This is a genomic window from Synechococcus sp. HK05 (assembly GCF_019104765.1).
Lineage (GTDB): Bacteria > Cyanobacteriota > Cyanobacteriia > PCC-6307 > Cyanobiaceae > Vulcanococcus.
This window is the reverse complement of sequence record NZ_JAHRXJ010000004.1, coordinates 436,876-451,449: the sequence shown is the minus strand read 5'-3', so window position 1 is coordinate 451,449 and position 14,574 is coordinate 436,876. Positions and strand designations below refer to the sequence as shown.

The 14,574-nt window shown below is 65.5% G+C and carries 15 protein-coding genes; 4 read left to right on the top strand and 11 right to left on the bottom strand.

Annotated features, from left to right (window positions below; genetic code table 11):
- Positions 1 to 104 precede the first annotated feature (104 nt).
- The 5 genes from KUL97_RS13880 to pyrC all read right to left on the bottom strand — a co-directional run bounded on the left by KUL97_RS13880 (position 105) and on the right by pyrC (position 4,347).
- Positions 105 to 1,415: a carbohydrate porin gene (locus tag KUL97_RS13880; protein WP_217795969.1), complete on the bottom strand. Its 1,311-nt coding sequence runs from the start codon at positions 1,413 to 1,415 to the stop codon at positions 105 to 107.
- 48 nt (positions 1,416 to 1,463) lie between these two features.
- Positions 1,464 to 2,495, bottom strand: coding sequence for a phycobilisome rod-core linker polypeptide (locus KUL97_RS05695; protein WP_217795968.1), 1,032 nt, complete (start codon positions 2,493 to 2,495; stop codon positions 1,464 to 1,466).
- Positions 2,496 to 2,581: 86 nt separating this feature from the next.
- On the bottom strand, positions 2,582 to 2,752 hold the full coding sequence (locus KUL97_RS05690) for a hypothetical protein (RefSeq protein WP_217795967.1): 171 nt from the start codon (positions 2,750 to 2,752) through the stop codon (positions 2,582 to 2,584).
- A gap of 78 nt (positions 2,753 to 2,830) precedes the next feature.
- Positions 2,831 to 3,157: a hypothetical protein gene (locus KUL97_RS05685; RefSeq protein WP_217795966.1), complete on the bottom strand. Its 327-nt coding sequence runs from the start codon at positions 3,155 to 3,157 to the stop codon at positions 2,831 to 2,833.
- Positions 3,158 to 3,249: 92 nt separating this feature from the next.
- The gene (pyrC, locus tag KUL97_RS05680) at positions 3,250 to 4,347 is read right to left on the bottom strand and encodes a dihydroorotase (protein WP_254896202.1); all 1,098 of its coding nucleotides are present in this window, start codon (positions 4,345 to 4,347) and stop codon (positions 3,250 to 3,252) included.
- A 55-nt stretch (positions 4,348 to 4,402) separates the two neighbouring features.
- On the opposite strand from pyrC, the gene KUL97_RS05675 reads away from it, so the two are divergent.
- Positions 4,403 to 4,573: a hypothetical protein gene (locus tag KUL97_RS05675; RefSeq protein ID WP_217796076.1), complete on the top strand. Its 171-nt coding sequence runs from the start codon at positions 4,403 to 4,405 to the stop codon at positions 4,571 to 4,573.
- Here the strand turns inward: KUL97_RS05675 and KUL97_RS05670 are convergent.
- Positions 4,542 to 6,380 carry an EAL domain-containing protein gene (locus tag KUL97_RS05670; protein WP_217795964.1) on the bottom strand — a complete coding sequence of 613 codons (1,839 nt, stop codon included), beginning with the start codon at positions 6,378 to 6,380 and terminating at the stop codon, positions 4,542 to 4,544. The two genes, KUL97_RS05675 and KUL97_RS05670, sit on opposite strands and share 32 nt — an antisense overlap.
- Before the next feature lie 33 nt (positions 6,381 to 6,413).
- The gene (locus KUL97_RS05665) at positions 6,414 to 8,129 is read right to left on the bottom strand and encodes a bifunctional diguanylate cyclase/phosphodiesterase (RefSeq protein WP_217795963.1); all 1,716 of its coding nucleotides are present in this window, start codon (positions 8,127 to 8,129) and stop codon (positions 6,414 to 6,416) included.
- 133 nt (positions 8,130 to 8,262) lie between these two features.
- Here KUL97_RS05665 and KUL97_RS05660 point away from each other — a divergent pair, with 133 nt between their 5' ends.
- From KUL97_RS05660 to KUL97_RS05650, 3 genes are read left to right on the top strand one after another with little or no spacing between them, the layout of a single operon-like run.
- Positions 8,263 to 9,267 (top strand): ABC transporter substrate-binding protein, encoded by a 1,005-nt coding sequence (locus tag KUL97_RS05660; protein WP_217795962.1) that lies wholly within the window; start codon positions 8,263 to 8,265, stop codon positions 9,265 to 9,267.
- Positions 9,264 to 10,235: an ABC transporter substrate-binding protein gene (locus tag KUL97_RS05655; protein ID WP_217795961.1), complete on the top strand. Its 972-nt coding sequence runs from the start codon at positions 9,264 to 9,266 to the stop codon at positions 10,233 to 10,235. The genes KUL97_RS05660 and KUL97_RS05655 overlap by 4 nt, the downstream gene beginning before the upstream one ends.
- Entirely contained in the window at positions 10,232 to 11,440 is a 1,209-nt protein-coding gene (locus KUL97_RS05650; RefSeq protein ID WP_217795960.1) for a diguanylate cyclase, read from the top strand. Before KUL97_RS05655 ends, KUL97_RS05650 begins: the two co-directional genes overlap by 4 nt.
- Here the strand turns inward: KUL97_RS05650 and KUL97_RS05645 are convergent, their stop codons facing one another.
- Genes KUL97_RS05645 through KUL97_RS05630 form a run of 4 tightly spaced genes read right to left on the bottom strand, consistent with a single transcriptional unit; the run spans position 11,441 to position 14,469 of the window.
- Complete coding sequence (locus KUL97_RS05645) at positions 11,441 to 12,004, bottom strand: potassium channel family protein (protein WP_217795959.1); 564 nt, start codon at positions 12,002 to 12,004, stop codon at positions 11,441 to 11,443. It lies immediately after the preceding gene.
- Positions 12,004 to 13,134, bottom strand: coding sequence for an FUSC family protein (locus KUL97_RS05640; protein WP_217795958.1), 1,131 nt, complete (start codon positions 13,132 to 13,134; stop codon positions 12,004 to 12,006). The genes KUL97_RS05645 and KUL97_RS05640 overlap by 1 nt, the downstream gene beginning before the upstream one ends.
- Positions 13,124 to 13,312 carry a hypothetical protein gene (locus tag KUL97_RS05635; RefSeq protein WP_217795957.1) on the bottom strand — a complete coding sequence of 63 codons (189 nt, stop codon included), beginning with the start codon at positions 13,310 to 13,312 and terminating at the stop codon, positions 13,124 to 13,126. The genes KUL97_RS05640 and KUL97_RS05635 overlap by 11 nt, the downstream gene beginning before the upstream one ends.
- On the bottom strand, positions 13,309 to 14,469 hold the full coding sequence (locus KUL97_RS05630; protein ID WP_217795956.1) for an HlyD family efflux transporter periplasmic adaptor subunit: 1,161 nt from the start codon (positions 14,467 to 14,469) through the stop codon (positions 13,309 to 13,311). Before KUL97_RS05630 ends, KUL97_RS05635 begins: the two co-directional genes overlap by 4 nt.
- Positions 14,470 to 14,574 lie beyond the last annotated feature (105 nt).

The window sequence follows — 14,574 nt, the reverse complement described above, 5'->3', positions numbered from 1 at the left end:
CAGCAGGCACGCCTCCACTCTGGTCGCTGTGTGTGAAGGCGCCATAGCTTCGCTGCCCCGCTGATGCCGCAACCGGCTGCTGGAGGCGATGGCCTCGGGCCGGCTTAAAAGTTGAGCTGCAGTTGCACACCCGCCGCCAGGATCCCCGGCACCGGCTGGGGGGCGCCGCTGGGATTAAAGATCCACTGGAGGGTGGGCTGCAGGTTGAAGCTCTCGTTCAACTGGATGCGATAGCCCAGTTCGAGCATTCCTTCGTAGGGGCTATCGCTGAGCTGGTTGCTGAGGCCGCCGCGGCCGATGCCGAACAGGGCCACATCCAGGGGCCGGCTGGGTAGGGGGCCCTGAATCACCAGGCCACCGCCCACAAAGGTGGGGGCCACATCGAGGCTCGAGTCGGGGGAATAGGCGCCGCCGATCCAAAGGCGATCCGCCAGGCCCAGGGGCAAGCCGCTGGGGAGCGTCACGCTCCCGTAGATCCCATTGCCGTTGGCGCTGGTGAGAAAGCCCCCCAGGCTGATCAAACCATTGGGCAGTTGGTTTTGCACGCTCACCGGTGTGCTGCAGGCAGCTTTCTGGCGTTGAACGCCACGCTCGCTGCGGCAGGCCTTCAGCGGAGCCGCCGTCATCGAGGCCGGCTCGAGATCGAGCTGCAGAAACTGCGCCGTGCCCACGCTGGGGCCAACCCCGCTATTGGTCACCCCCAACCAGCGGGAGATCAAATCGGTGCTGCTCAGATCGAACAGCCCGTAGCGCACGGTGATCTCCTTGCTGGGATGGCCACTTACCACCCCACCGAAGGCGCTGAAGGGGCTGATCGGCAGATCCGCCACCAAGATGTTGAGGGTGTTGTTGAACGCCGAGTGCACGTAGTTGCCGAAGATCGGCACTTCCACGAAATCCGGGTTGAGTGGCAGGATCCCCGCCTTGAAGCTCAGCCAGCCCTCTCCAGCCTTGCGCTCAATCGAGGCCTCCGTGCCGTAGAAGCCGGCTGGATAGGCCACCTGCTGGAGGGGGAACAGGGCGCCGATGGCGCTGTTGTAGAAGGCGTCGCCGGCGTCGTGATTCACCACAACGCGCAACTGCCAATGCTCGAACTCGCTCCAGCTGCTGCTGGGTTGGTTGAGGCCACTGCCGAGGTTGAGCTCGAGGCTGCTTTGTTGAATCCAGCTGCCGGCGGAGCGTTCGCCACCGATGGGATTGAACAGCGGCTCAGCGGTCACGCTGAACTGCAGATCCATCCAGTCGGGCAGCTGCAGCAGCGTTTGCAGCGTGGGCCAGTCGTTGGCGAGCGCCAGGGTTTCGGGCTCAGGCTCCTGGGCGCCGGCTGGGATGGGCCCCGCCAGGGCGATGGCAGCCAGCAGGGCTGGCAGGCCGCGGCGGAGCGTGCGCATGCCGGAGGTGCGAGGTGCGGCCACAGGATCTGACCTGCGGCCGCATTTGGCAACAACTCGTTGCCGTTGGCCTCAGCCCTTCTTCTGGCGGCCGCGGCCCTTGGCTGCGGCTTTGGGCGCTTCTGAGGCCTGCACTGGCGCCAGCTCAGCCTCGCCGCTCACCACCACGCTCACCACGCGGCCGCCCTGGCGGATCACCCGCTGCAGAGCCTCGTTCATGCGGCTGAAGGGCACGCGAGTGGTGTAGGCGCCGTGGCGCACGAAGCGGTTGTTGGCGATGCCGCTGGCGGTGATGGTCACCACGCGGCTGCCCTCGCCGGCGGCACCGGCGCTCGGGCTCGACACCAGGAGCTCCTGGCTGCGGAAGCCATAGGCGGGGGTGCCATCGATGCGGCGGGCGCTGCTCAGCTCCGCCACCGGCAGGTCGCTGCCGCTGGCGGTGGCGGCCCGGAAGGGGCCATCAGTGCTGATGTGGGCGTAGCGGCTGGCGGCCGACACCGCGACGGGCACGGGGCGGTTCTGATGCAGGGCCTGGCCCAGCTTGAACTGGGTGCCGCTGCCATCGCCTTTCACGGATGCGGCGGCACCGCGGGCCAGCTGCATCAGCCAGGAGAACTGGCGCCCCTCATGGCCGGCGGAGTAGGTCCAGCCGTGCAGGTGCGGCACGTTGTCGTTGCCGAACTTGCGGTTGTATTCGTCGCTGTCGAGGTAGGAATCGATCTCAGCGTCGTAGCCCTGCTCTTGCAGGATCGTGAAGTGGTGCAGCATCTCCTCTTTGTTGTGAGGAGCGCGGCCCAGCAAGTGTTTGTGGTTGAGCTCGATGAAGCGATAGGGGTTGCAGTTCTCGAAGAAGCGCGCGCGATACAGCGCGCTCTTGGCCACGGTGCGCACTAACTCGCGCACGTTGAGGTAGCCGTTGCGGAACAGCGACTCAGCGCCTTCCAGGCGCTCATTGCTCATCAGATATTGGCCGCCCAGCACCTGCTGATACACCGCACGGATGATCGCGTTCTGGTCGTCGGTGGAGGCGTGCGGCCGGCTTTCTTTGCGTTGGCCAGCGGCGAAGCGCTCGATGCCCAGGGCAGGTGCTTGAACGAGAGCCATAACGTTCGGGCGGCGGGGAGAAACCATCCGGACCGTAGGGGCACTGTTTGGTGTTGTCTGCCAAACATTGCGAGCTCTTTACGGCCTCAGGGGCGGATTTCTTCCAGCACCTGGCCGCTGCTGCACACGGTGCGGCAGGCGCGTTGTTCGGCGCGGCTCAGTTTGCGAGCGGCGATATAGGCCAGCAGGGGATTGGGGTAGGTCTTGCTGGTGTTCCAGCTGCCATCGGTGGCTTGCATCAAAACCTGGGTTTGCATGGAGCTCGGCCTCCAGTGATCCACTGGGCGGAACCTATGGAGCGGCGACCCCCTTCTCAGGTAACAGCGGTTACCGATTCAAGATTTGCTTCCGATTTGCGCGGTCCCCGGGTTGGCGCGCTGCAGCTGTTCGGCGATCTGTTGGCAGCGGGTGCCCGCACGCAGCTGCGGTTCAGAGCTGCGCACCTCGAGCTGGGCCTCACGCGAGCGGGTGCAGTTCCAGGAGGCGAGCACGGTGACCCGCTGGGCCATGGGCAGGCCGCAGTTGGGGCGATCGGAAGCCAGCACCTGGCTGGCGCTGCTCACGTGGGGGTCGATCACCAACCCCAGTTGCTGCAAGGGTTCAGCCAGGGCATCGAGGAGAGCATCGCTGTCCACGCTGGCAATCCAGGAAAACAGAGCCATCCATACCGCTGGTCTTGCGAACCAGTTAACGATGCGCTGCAAGCTGCATCAAGTGCTTTTCGGCACAGAATGATTAAGACAACGTAAAAGCTCTAGCGCGTTCTGCTGGAGATGTGCCAGTGGAGTTGCTCGCCGGCATGGAAGGGCACCAGGCGGCTGGGTTCCGGGGTGCCGTTGGCCAGCTCCAGGATGGCCGGTAGGCCGGGCTCCTCGGGGCCGGGTTCGCGGCACTCCAGCGTGACGTGGCCAGCATTGAGCGGCAGGCCGTAAAAACGCGGGCCGTTCAGACTGGCGAAGGCCTCCAGGTGATCCAGGGCGTGTTCGTCGCTGAACACCTGGGCGTAGCTCTCGAGGGCGTAGGGCGCGTTGTAGATCCCGGCGCAGCCGCAGCTGCTCTCTTTGGCATGGCGCAGGTGCGGTGCTGAATCGGTGCCCAGGAAAAATTTCGGGTTGCCGGAGGTGGCGGCTGCCCGCAGCGCCAAACGGTGCTGCTCGCGCTTGGCCACCGGGAGGCAATACATGTCGGGCCGCAACCCCCCTTGGAAGAGGGCATTGCGGTTGATGTGCAAGTGGTGGGGGGTGATCGTGGCCGCGAGGGTGCTGGGGCCCGATTCCACAAACCGCACCGCATCGGCGGTGGTGATGTGCTCGAGCACCACCTTCAGGCCTGGATGGCGCTCCAGCAGAGGCTTGAGCTGCCGCTCGATGAACACGGCCTCCCGATCGAAGATGTCCACCGCCGGATCGGTCACCTCGCCGTGGATCAGCAAGGGCATGCCGATGCGCTCCATGCAGGTGAGCACCGGGGTGATGTGGCTGAGATCCCGTACGCCGGCGTCGGAGTTGGTGGTGGCTCCGGCTGGATACAGCTTGGCGGCGGTGAACACCCCGGCGGCGAAGCCGCGCTCCAGTTCGGCTGGCGCGATCGTTTCGGTGAGATAGGCCGTCATCAGCGGCGTGAACGCCTCTGCGGCCTCGGATCCGGCGCTGCGCTCCAGTGCCGCCAGGATCCGATCGCGGTAGGCGCTCGCCTGCTCCGTGCTGGTGATCGGCGGCTTGAGGTTGGGCATCACGATCGCCCGGGCAAATTGGGCGGCGGTGTGTCCCACCACGGCCTGCAGCAGCGCTCCATCCCGCAGATGCACGTGCCAGTCGTCGGGCGTGCGGATCGTGAGGGTCTGCCTGGGCATGGATGCGGTCATCGCGTAGAGCCCTCGTGCTGCGCTGCCTTTAGTTTCGGTGTTGATGGAGCCTGCAGCCCCGGAGCAGTTGGTGGCGATCCGGGTGCAACCCCGAGCCAGCCGTGATCGGGTGCTGGAGCTGGCGCGCGGAGCCAGCGGCCGCAGCAAGTGGATCCGTGTGGAAGGCTGGAGCGCGGATCAGGTCAGAGCGGCACTGCTGAGCTCTGGTGGGTGAGCAGCAGATTGAGGGTGTCCTGAAGGGGCATCGGTTTGGCCAGCAGGTAGCCCTGGCCCCAGTGGAAGCCCTGGCGCTGCAGCCATAGCCGCTGCGCGTCCGTTTCCACGCCTTCGGCGGTGGTGTGCAGCTCGAGCGCCTCGGCCATGGCCTGGATCACTTCCAGGATGCGGTTGCTCGGTTGCTCCGGTGCGTCGAGCAGTTTTACAAAGCTCATGTCCACCTTGAGGCTGTGGAACGGGAAGCGATTCAGCCGGCTCAAGGAGGAGTACCCGGTGCCGAAATCGTCGATGGCCAGCAGCACACCCCGCTGATGCAGTTGCTCCACGGTTTGGGCGATGTCTGCTTCCGGCTGCTGCAGATTCACCTCCAACAGTTCCAGTTGCAGCTGCCAGTGCTGGGGCAGTGGTTCGGCGTCGATCAGAGCGAACAACTGTTGCAACAGCGCTGGATTTTCAAGCAAGGCGCCGGAGAGGTTGAGGCTGAGCACCATCGGCCGCTGCGGCTCCACCCGTGCCATCACATGGCTGGCGGCGATCGACTGGCGGATCATCTGCAGATCCAGCTCACCGAGCAGCTCAGCGCGTTCCGCCGCCTCCAGAAACAGGCTCGGCAGGAGCAGGTCGCCATCGCTGCGGCGCCAGCGGGCCAAGGCTTCCACCCCCTTCACCTCCAGGCTGCGGAGATCAAAGAGGGGCTGGAAGTGGGGTTCCAGTTGGCCCTGGCTGAGGCCTGTGCGGAGCTCCGATTCCAGTTGCAGATCCTGCTGAGCCTGGATGCGGCTGGCGAGATCAATGCAGCTGTAGTGGCTGCCGGGCCGGCGGGCCGCGTTGCGCAGGGCGATGGCGGCATCGCTGAGCAGATCAGCCGCGTTGTTGTAGTTGCCTTGCACCAGCGCCGCACCCACCGCCACCTGGGAGCTCAGCAGTTGTTGCCCCACCCCGATGGGTTCCTGAAGCCGTTGGGTGATGGCCGCAGCCTGGGCGCAGAGTTGCTCTTCGGTGGCGGTGAAGGGGGTGAGGAGCAGCCACTCCTGGTCGTTGAGCTCACAGCAGCTGGCGTTGCTGGGCAACACCGCCTCCAGCCGCTCCAATTGGGCCTCACGCAGGGCGCCGGCGCTGGATTCCCCCAGGGCATTGGCGATGCGCCTGAGCTCTTTGAATTCCAGCCGCAGCAGCCCGAAGCAGGCTTGGTTGGCTTGGGTGAGCATCAGCTCCACCATGCTGATCAGCTGCTCTTTGCTGGTGAGCACCGGGTGCAGCCCTGGTTGGGCTGCCTGGGCCGGGGGTGGTTGATTCGCCTGCTCCAGTAGCCGGCTCTGGCGTTTGAGCTCCATCTGCCGCACGCATAGCCGCGCCAGCCGCTCCATCGCCTGGATCTGGGAGTCACTCAGGTGGCGGGGCTGTTGATCCACGGCGCAGAGGCTGCCCAGGGCCAAGCCATTGCTGGAGATCAGCGGGAAGCCGGCATAGAAACGGATGTGCGGCTCCTGCAGCACCAGCGGGTTGTCGCAGAAGCGCGGATCCTCCAGTGCGTCGTTGATGATCAGCGGCGATCGCTGCAGGATCGTGTGCCCGCAGAAGGAGATGTTGCGTGGGGTTTCCTTGGCATCGAGCCCGATGCAACTTTTGAACCACTGGCGGTTTTCATCCACCAGCGAGATGATGCCGATCGGTGTCCCGGCAATGTCGCGAACCAGAGCGCCAATGTCGTCGAACGCCTGCTCATCCGGGCTGTCGAGCACGCCATAGCTGCGCAGCTCCTGCAGCCGTGCTTCGTCGTTTGAAGGGATAGGGGCCTGCAGCATCGGTGCAGGATCAGCCGAAATGCTTCGCCAAAGCTAAGCAGCTTGTACGGGGTTGTCAGGTCCCATGGGGGATGGTGCCGTTGGAGCGCCGATGAACGCCTCGAGCTCCTCAGCCGGCATCGGCTTGCCGAGCAGGTACCCCTGAAAACTGTCGCAACCGAGTTGAAGCAACTGCTCTCGTTGGCTCTCGGTTTCCACCCCCTCGGCCAGGCAGCTCAGCCCCAGTTCGTGGGCCATCAGGATCGTGGCCTTCACGATGCTGCGATCGGCGCTGTTGTTCGGGAGATCCTGCACAAAACAGCGATCGATCTTGAGACGTTGTAATGGCAACCGCTGCAAGCTCGCCAGAGAGGAGAAGCCGGTGCCGAAGTCGTCGATCGCCAGACTCACGCCGGCGGCAGCGAGTGTCTGCAGGGTGTGGGCGGCGGCCTCGGGATTGCTGATCAGCGCGGTTTCGGTGAGTTCCACCTCCAGATGCTCCGGCAGCACCTGCCACTGCTCGCAGAGACTGAGCAGGTGTTGATCCAGGGGCTCCTCGCCCGGATCCAGCTGGTGGCCCGACACATTGATCGCCAGCCGCGGTAAGCGCCATCCCTTGCGCTGCCAATGGCTCAGTTGGGCGATGCCTTGCTCGAGCACCCAGCGACCCAAGGGCCGGATCAAGCCGCTCTGCTCGGCCAAGGGGATGAAGCGGTCGGGCGGGATGGCTTCGCCGCGATGGGTGTGCCAACGCAGCAGCGCTTCCGCCCCGATCAGGCGTTGCTCGCGATCCCACTGGGGCTGGTAGTGCAGGTGCAGTTCCTGCCGATCGATGGCGCGGGCGAGGCGCTGCTCCAGATCGAGTGTTTCGCGGATCCTCTGGCTCAAGGCGGTGGAGTAGGCGCGAATGGCGCCTTTGCCCTGCCGTTTGGCTTCGGTGAGAGCGGTGTTGGCCCACTGCAGCAGGCTCGAGGCATCGCTGCCGTGGTCGGGGGCGATGCTCACGCCCACGCAGGCGCTCATCTGAATGGGCAGGGGCGCCTCCAGCCTGGGCACCACCTGGTGCAACGACCGTTGCAGCTGTTCGGCAAGCTGCAGCGCCTCCGCGAGGCTGCTCACATGCTCGCTGCGCACCACCAGGAAGGTGTCGCTATCGAGCCGGGCGAGCCAGTCGCTGGCTTGCAGTTGCTGCCGCAGGTAGTCGCCGCTCCAGTGGAGGAGTTGATTGCCCACCTCCACGCCAAAGCTGTCGTTGATGCTCTGGAAGTTGTCGAGGTCGAGGCAGAGAATGGCGACCTGGCGGTTGTAGGGAAGCTCGCGGATGCGTTGCTCCAGGTAGGCAATGGAGGCCAGGCGGTTGGGTAGCCCTGTGATCGCATCGGTGCGGGTGGCTTGCTCGAGCTCCAGCTGCAGATTGCGCTGCAGGGTGAGGCTTTGCAGGGTGCCAATGCTGTAGAGCGCTTTGCCGTCGTCGTCGCAGATGGTTTCACCGCGATGCAGCACAAGGGCGATGCGCTCGTTGGTGAGTTGCAGGCGATGTTCCAGGCGAAAGGGCTGTCCGCTCAACCACGACTGGCGCACGCTGGCCGCCACCAGATTGCGGTCGTCGGGATGCACACGCTCGAGCAATCCCTCAAAGCTGGCGCTGAGGTGCGGGTCGGTGTCCAGGATCCGGTAGGTCTGGGGCGACCAGAGCACAGCGCCAGTGCCGTGATCGATCCGCCAACTGCCGCAGTGCTGCAGGCGCTCAGCCTCTTCGAGCAGCGCCAACGTGCTGGCCGTCAGCTCCTCGTCTCGTGAGGTTGCGTTTCGCACCCCAGATCACCCCGAACGCTGCAGCTTAGTGAGCGCGGCGCGCTTGGCTTTTGTATTGCCAGAACCCAAGCCCTACCTAGCCTGGGACATGACCAACAGCCTGGCGCGCTTCATTCAGCGGCGGTTCGGGAGGGGATCCTTGGCTGCCTGTAGCGCCGTGACCTCCGCGTTGGCGCTGGGGGGGTGTCAGCTGGCTCCCGCCAGCATCGAGGTGCCAGTGTCCAACTGGCCTGGCTACGAAACCATGTATCTGGCCCACAAGCTGGGCCTCGATCGCCCTGAGGGCATCACGATCAAGCCGCTGCAGTTTCCCGATCCGCAGACGATCGTGCATGCCTACCTGCGGGGGGATGTGCCTTTGGCTCAGCTCACCACGGTGGAAGCGGTGGACCTTTGCAGCCGTGCCCCGAGCCGCTGCCCGGTGATCGTGCTGATCCTGGATGAATCGCGCGGCGGGGATCAGATTGCCGTGGCGCGTTCCGTGCCCAACCTGGCCGCGCTCAAGGGCCAGCCCGTGGCCGTGACCTTCTCCACCCTGGGCCCCTACGTGCTTAGCCGTGCCCTGGAGCAGCAGGGGTTGGCGATGGGGGATGTGCAGCTGCGCAATATTCCGTTGGCCCAGATGCCTGCGGCCCTGCGCAGTGGTGATGTGAAGGCGGCGGTGTTTTTCCCGCCCTTCAGTGACTACGCCGCCCGCGATGGGCTCTCGCGCACCCTGTTCGACAGCCGCGCCATTCCTGGTGAGGTGTTCGACGTGCTCGCGGTGGATCCGCAGTATCTGGCTCGCCATGGCGACACGATCACGGCTTTGATTCGCGCCTGGGCTGCGGCCCGTGACGAGGCCCGCCGCAACCCCGATCGAGCCATTGCCCTGGCGGCACAACGGGAGCAGCTCAGCCCTGAGGAATACCGCCAGGCCGAGCAGGGGTTGGTGTATTTCAACCTCGATCAGCAGCGGCCGATGCTCCAGCCCGGTGGCGTGTTGGCTCGCAATCTCAAGGCTGTGCAGGCCGTGCAGGAGCGGCTCCAGCTCACGGCAGCCGGTGCGCCCGTGCCCAAGGTGGATGCCCGCTATGTGGAGGCGGCCCGATGAGGCAGCCTCGCCGGATCAGCGCCGTGTTGGCATCAGCCGGTTTGGCCCTGGCGCTTGGGGCCTGCACGCTCCCATGGCAGCAACGCCAGGTGCGGCTGGCGATCGTTGACTGGCCGGCCTACGAATATTTCTATCTGGCGAGCCGCAAGGGGTTGGATCGCCAGCAGGGCTATCGCCTGCAGGTGGATCAATTCGGCTCCCTGCAGGATCAGCGCCGCGCCTTCAGCCGCGGTGATGTGGAGGCGATCGCCTCCACCTTGCCGGAGGCGATCGCCATCTGCCGTGAGGTGCCGGTCCGCTGCCCGTCGATCGTGCTGGTGCTCGATGAGTCCAACGGGGCCGATCAGGTGGTGGCCGCCGCGCGCTGGCGGTCGCTGGCGGCGCTCAAGGGGCAGCGGGTGGGGCTCGAGCGCAGCGTGCTCGGCGAATACATGCTGCTGCGCGCTGTGCATGGTGAGGGGCTGGGGCTGGCGGATTTCAAGCTCCGCTACGACGGCCCGAAGGCCCTGGTTGCCCAGCTGCAGCGCGGTGTGGTGGAGGCGATCGTGACCTACGCCCCCCATAGCGATGCTGTTGCGGCGGATCCGCGCTGGCGGGTGTTGTTCAGTTCCAGCGAGATTCCTGGTGAGGTGGTGGATGTGCTGGCGGTGAGCCCTGATCTCCAGCGCCGTGATTCCAAGCTGGTGGCGGCTCTGGTGCGCACCTGGTGGGCGGCTCGGCAGTTTGCCGCCGATCAACCCCAGCAAGCTACGGAGCTGATGGCACACCGTCAGGGGGTGACCCCCGAGCAATTCCGCAACTCCCAGCGGTTGATCCGGTATCCCGATCGCTCTCAGCAGGCGGCGTTGCTCGCTCCATCGGGACCCGTGCAGCGCACCCTGGAGCAGTTGCAGCGCCAGATGCGCGAGGCCAATCGCCTCCCGCAGGCCACCCCGCTGCCGACGCTCACCCCGGAGCTGGTGCCATGAGAGGACCACTGCGCGAACGGGTGAACCGTCGCCTGTTGGCGATTGCCCTGGCGGCGGCCGCCCTGGGCTCGACGGTGCTGGCCAGCGTGAGCGGGGCGCTTGTGTTGCACGCCACCTTGAAAGAGGCCGAGAACCATACCCGCTCGATCGAGCGTGATCTCTCCGGCAGCGTGACCAGTTTTCAGCCCTTGTATGAGGTGCAGCGCCAGTTGCAGCTGGCCGCCTCCTCGCGGGAATTGCGCTCCGCTCTGCTTCTGGATCAGCGGGGCATGGTGCTCGCCGCTAGCGACAACGCCCTGGTGGGCCATTCGGTGCAGGCGCTGGATGCTGAGGCTGGTTTGGGCGATCTGCCGGAGCATCTGCGGGCCTGCTTCCCCGCCTCCAGCGCTGGCTTCTGTGTGGCGGATCGGGCTTCAAGCCTGCTCGATGGACCGATTCCCTGGTTTGGTGGAGACCACATGATCCGCGTGTTGCCCACGCCGCTGGCCCTGGAAGGGCTACCGGCCTTTGGCCAACAGGGTCTGCTGGTGATCGAGCTCGATCTGCAGCCGCTGGTGGGTCAGGCCCTGCAGCTCACGGGTTTGGTGTTTCTGGCTGGTCTGGTGCCGCTGTTTCTCACCGCGGCGGCGCTGGTGCTGGTGGTGCGGCGCCAGTTGCTCCCCGAGTTGATCAACCTCGCCCAGACCGACAGCCTGTCCGGTGTGCTCAACCGTGGCGCGTTTCTGGAGGCGGCCGCACAACGGCTCGATCTGAGCGCCGTGGATCAGCCCCTGGTGGTGGCCCTGATCGACATCGATCACTTCAAAACCATCAACGACACCTACGGCCATGCCGCAGGGGATGAGGTGATTCGGCGGATGGCTGATTTTCTCAACGGTGCTGTGCGCCGTGGTGATCTGGTGGGCCGTTTGGGTGGTGATGAGTTCGCCCTGCTGGTGGCCGCGGCTGCACCCCAGGCCCAGGACCTGCTCGAGCGCTTGCGCCAACGGGTGGCCAGCCACCGCTGGACCCTGGCCGATGGCTCTGAACCGCAGCTCACCCTCTCGATTGGGATGGTGGAACAGGGCAGTGAAGGCCGCAACAAGCTCGGCGAGTTGCTCCAGGCGGCTGATGCGGCCTTGTATGTGGCCAAGGATCAGGGCCGCAATCAGGTGATGGACCTTGAGCGCCTGCATCCCCGCGGCTGGTCGGTGCAGCCCGCTTGATCAATCCCGCTGCCGTTGGTGAAAGCGAAGCTCCAACATGTGCTGCACCACGTACACCAACAGCGCCGTGCTCCACCCGGCCATCAGCAGGCCGTTCAGCGCCAGCCCCACGCTGAGTAGATGCCAACACTCCGGTAGCACCAAATCGCCATAACCCACTGTGGTGAAGGTCATGGCGCTGAAATAGAAGCTGCTCTCCAAGGTGTTGAACAGGTTCAGGGCTCTCAGCAGCAGCGCCCAGACGAAGATGTCGCCCGCGAGGCCAAGGGCGGTGAGTCCGGCCCCGGTGAGCATCCCGAGCGAGCGCCTGCTGGCGTGCTGGGCACACCACCGCATCAGCTGCCCCGCGTGGGTGAGCTCGGCGATCACCAGGGAGATCCCCATCTGCCACAGGCTCGTGATCGCCAACATGATCACGCTGATGCCGATCAGCACAGCGGCGTTGGGGGCTGAACACGCCGTTGCTGGAGCGGTTGCGGCGGCCTTGGCCGCCAAGGGCATCGCACAGCCAAGCCCGGCCAGCAGCAGGGGGAACTGGCGGCGCAAGATCAAGCGGAGTGGCATCACGCGGGCGGCGGGAGTTGCGGGGGGGGTAAGCCCAGCCAGCGGGCTTCTTCGCCGGCTGCCGGCAGCAGGCTCTCAAGCCGCCTCAGCTGTTCAGGGCTGCGGGCCGTGGCCGTGAGGGCGTTGAAGCGGCGCAGGGCGGAGTTGGGAAAGAACAGCAGCCCAATCAACAGCGCGAGGCTGCTGCCCATGAGGTAGTCGATCCAGCGGTTGGGGATGTACCAAGCCACGAGGGGGCCGTAGCCGATGAAGGCCACACCACTCGAGATCAGCGCTGTACGTAGATAACTGCGGCGGTTGAGGGCGGCCACCAGGGCTGCGGTTCCGCCCATCACCAACCCGATCGAGAGCTCGCTGATGCCGATGGTGTTGAACACAAGCAGCGGCATGAGCACTCCCAGGCTCACACCCACCATCCGGTCGCGCACCCGCGCGAGAGTGGCGCCGATGCTCTCGTTGAGCAGGAGCACCACCCCGAAGTAGAGGTATTTCGGTGTTAGAGCTCCAAGCCCCTCGCCGATCGCATAGGCCAGGCTGGCGAACACCAACTTGCGCCAGAAGAAGGGCGAACTCAAGCCTGCACGGATCCTCTCCTCAAGGGGAGGATCTGATGTCTCCTCGGCCTCGCTGCCTGGCTCAATCGTCAGCTCCGGCGGCGTGAAGATCAGCTGAATCAGCGTGCCCGTCGCCAGACCGATCACGATCGCCAGCATCTCGTTTTGCCAGCCTTCCCAGCTTGGGGTGCCCAGCAGTGGAAGCACGCCGGCGCAGGCCACAACCCCGCTCAGCAGGCGCAACTTGCTCGGGAGCAGCAGGGTGATCAGTTGCATCAGGGCTGCCACCAGCCCGAACACGAACACTTGCGGCACGTTCGATAAGCCAAGCCCGAGGCTGACGCCGATCCCCAGGCACACCCCCACCAGCACCAGCAGCACCGGGTAGATCAACGCAGGCCAACGGCTGAAATCAGGCCGCACCACGAGCGCGCCGATCAAGGGGCCGTAGGCCAGGGATTCACCGCTCAGACCAACCCCTTTGCAAAGGGCATTGCTCAAGGCCGCCGCCAGGCCGATCACCAGGGCCGCCCTCAGATCGAGGCGCAGGCTGGCGGCAGGAGCATCAGTCGCCATTGGCGGGAGGGCGTTTGACGACCTGCACCCAGCCCACCAGCAGCACGATCAGCAGCAAGGCCAACCAGAACCAGAGCCTGGGCGGTTCGCTTCTGGCCGTGATCAGCAATAGCACCAGGGTGAGCCAGGGTGCCGGCTGGCGCCAGGGTTTGAGCCAGCGCTGCAGGGAGTGATTCATCGTTCCGTGCCTCCGAGCCAGCGCAGGAACGGCAGCACGAAACTCACCGGCCGGCGCCGCTCCACCCGCACCTCAGCCTTCGCGGGCGTGCCGTTCTCCAGGGCGATGTCGGGCCCTTGGCTGCCGCTCCAGCGCAGCCCGGAGGGTGTATTGGCGGTTTCCAGATCCACGGTGACGAGCCGCACCGGCGATGTGGCCTTATCGGGCAGCACCGCCAACGGATCGCCGCCTTCGCCAAATGCCGCCTGGCGGCTGCGGGCGATCAAGCTGGTGGCCAGGGTGAGGTCGCCAACGGCACGCGAGACCTCAGCCAGGTCGGCGGTGGCGGGGGAGATGTCCACAATCCGGCCCTCCACCAGGCCGTAGCGCTGGGAACTGCCGCCATAGCGATCGCGGGTTTGCAGCTGCAGATCCAGTTGGATCGGCATGCCGGTGCGCAGCCTGGCGATGTCGCCATCGCTGAACAGGGCGATCGCCGTGCGTTCTTTGCCGCCAGCGCGAGGCTCAGGGCCCAGCCCCACCGTGCCGAGCCGTTGGCCGGGGATCACGGCCTGGCCAGGGTTCACGCTCAGCCCCAGCACCATGCCATCGCGGGGAGCGAGCACCAACTGACTTTCGCGCTGGGCCTGAAGCTCAGCTTTGGTGGCATCGAGCTGGGCAATCTGAGCCTGCAACTCCTTGATCAGGCTTTCGTTGCGCAGGTATAGATCTTGTGCGCCTACCCATAGGGGACTGTATTTGGGAATCACCTCGTCGCGCCGGAGGTTCTCCAGCGCTTGGAGTTGTTGCCCAACCGGTTGATTGGCGACACGCAGGGTGCCGATGCGCGATTCGATGGTGGTTTTCTGGCGATCGAGCGCAGCGATTTGATCCAGGAGCGCATTGCTACCAGGGCCCACGGTTCCACCGCCCGCTGCCTGCTGATCGATGCGGTTGATGGTCGCCAGGAGCTCGCCTTTGCGCACCTGATCGCCCACTTGCCGGTGCAGTTCCTGCACCTGGCCCGGCGATCGGGCGTAGATCCCAACGCGGCTCTCGGGAGGGAGCAACACCGCGCTTCCCTCCACCTTCACGGGCACCGATGGCGACAGTGCCCATACAGCACAGAGCGCGCTGACAGCGGTCATCGGCAGCACCTGCGGGAGGCGTTCGCTCACCACCGCCATCGACCCCAACGCACAGAAAAGCTGTTTGCTGCCGGTAGGGTACCTGGCAATTCAGGTTTGATGGCTTGCGCTGCCGATCGCGCCACCGGTTGAGAG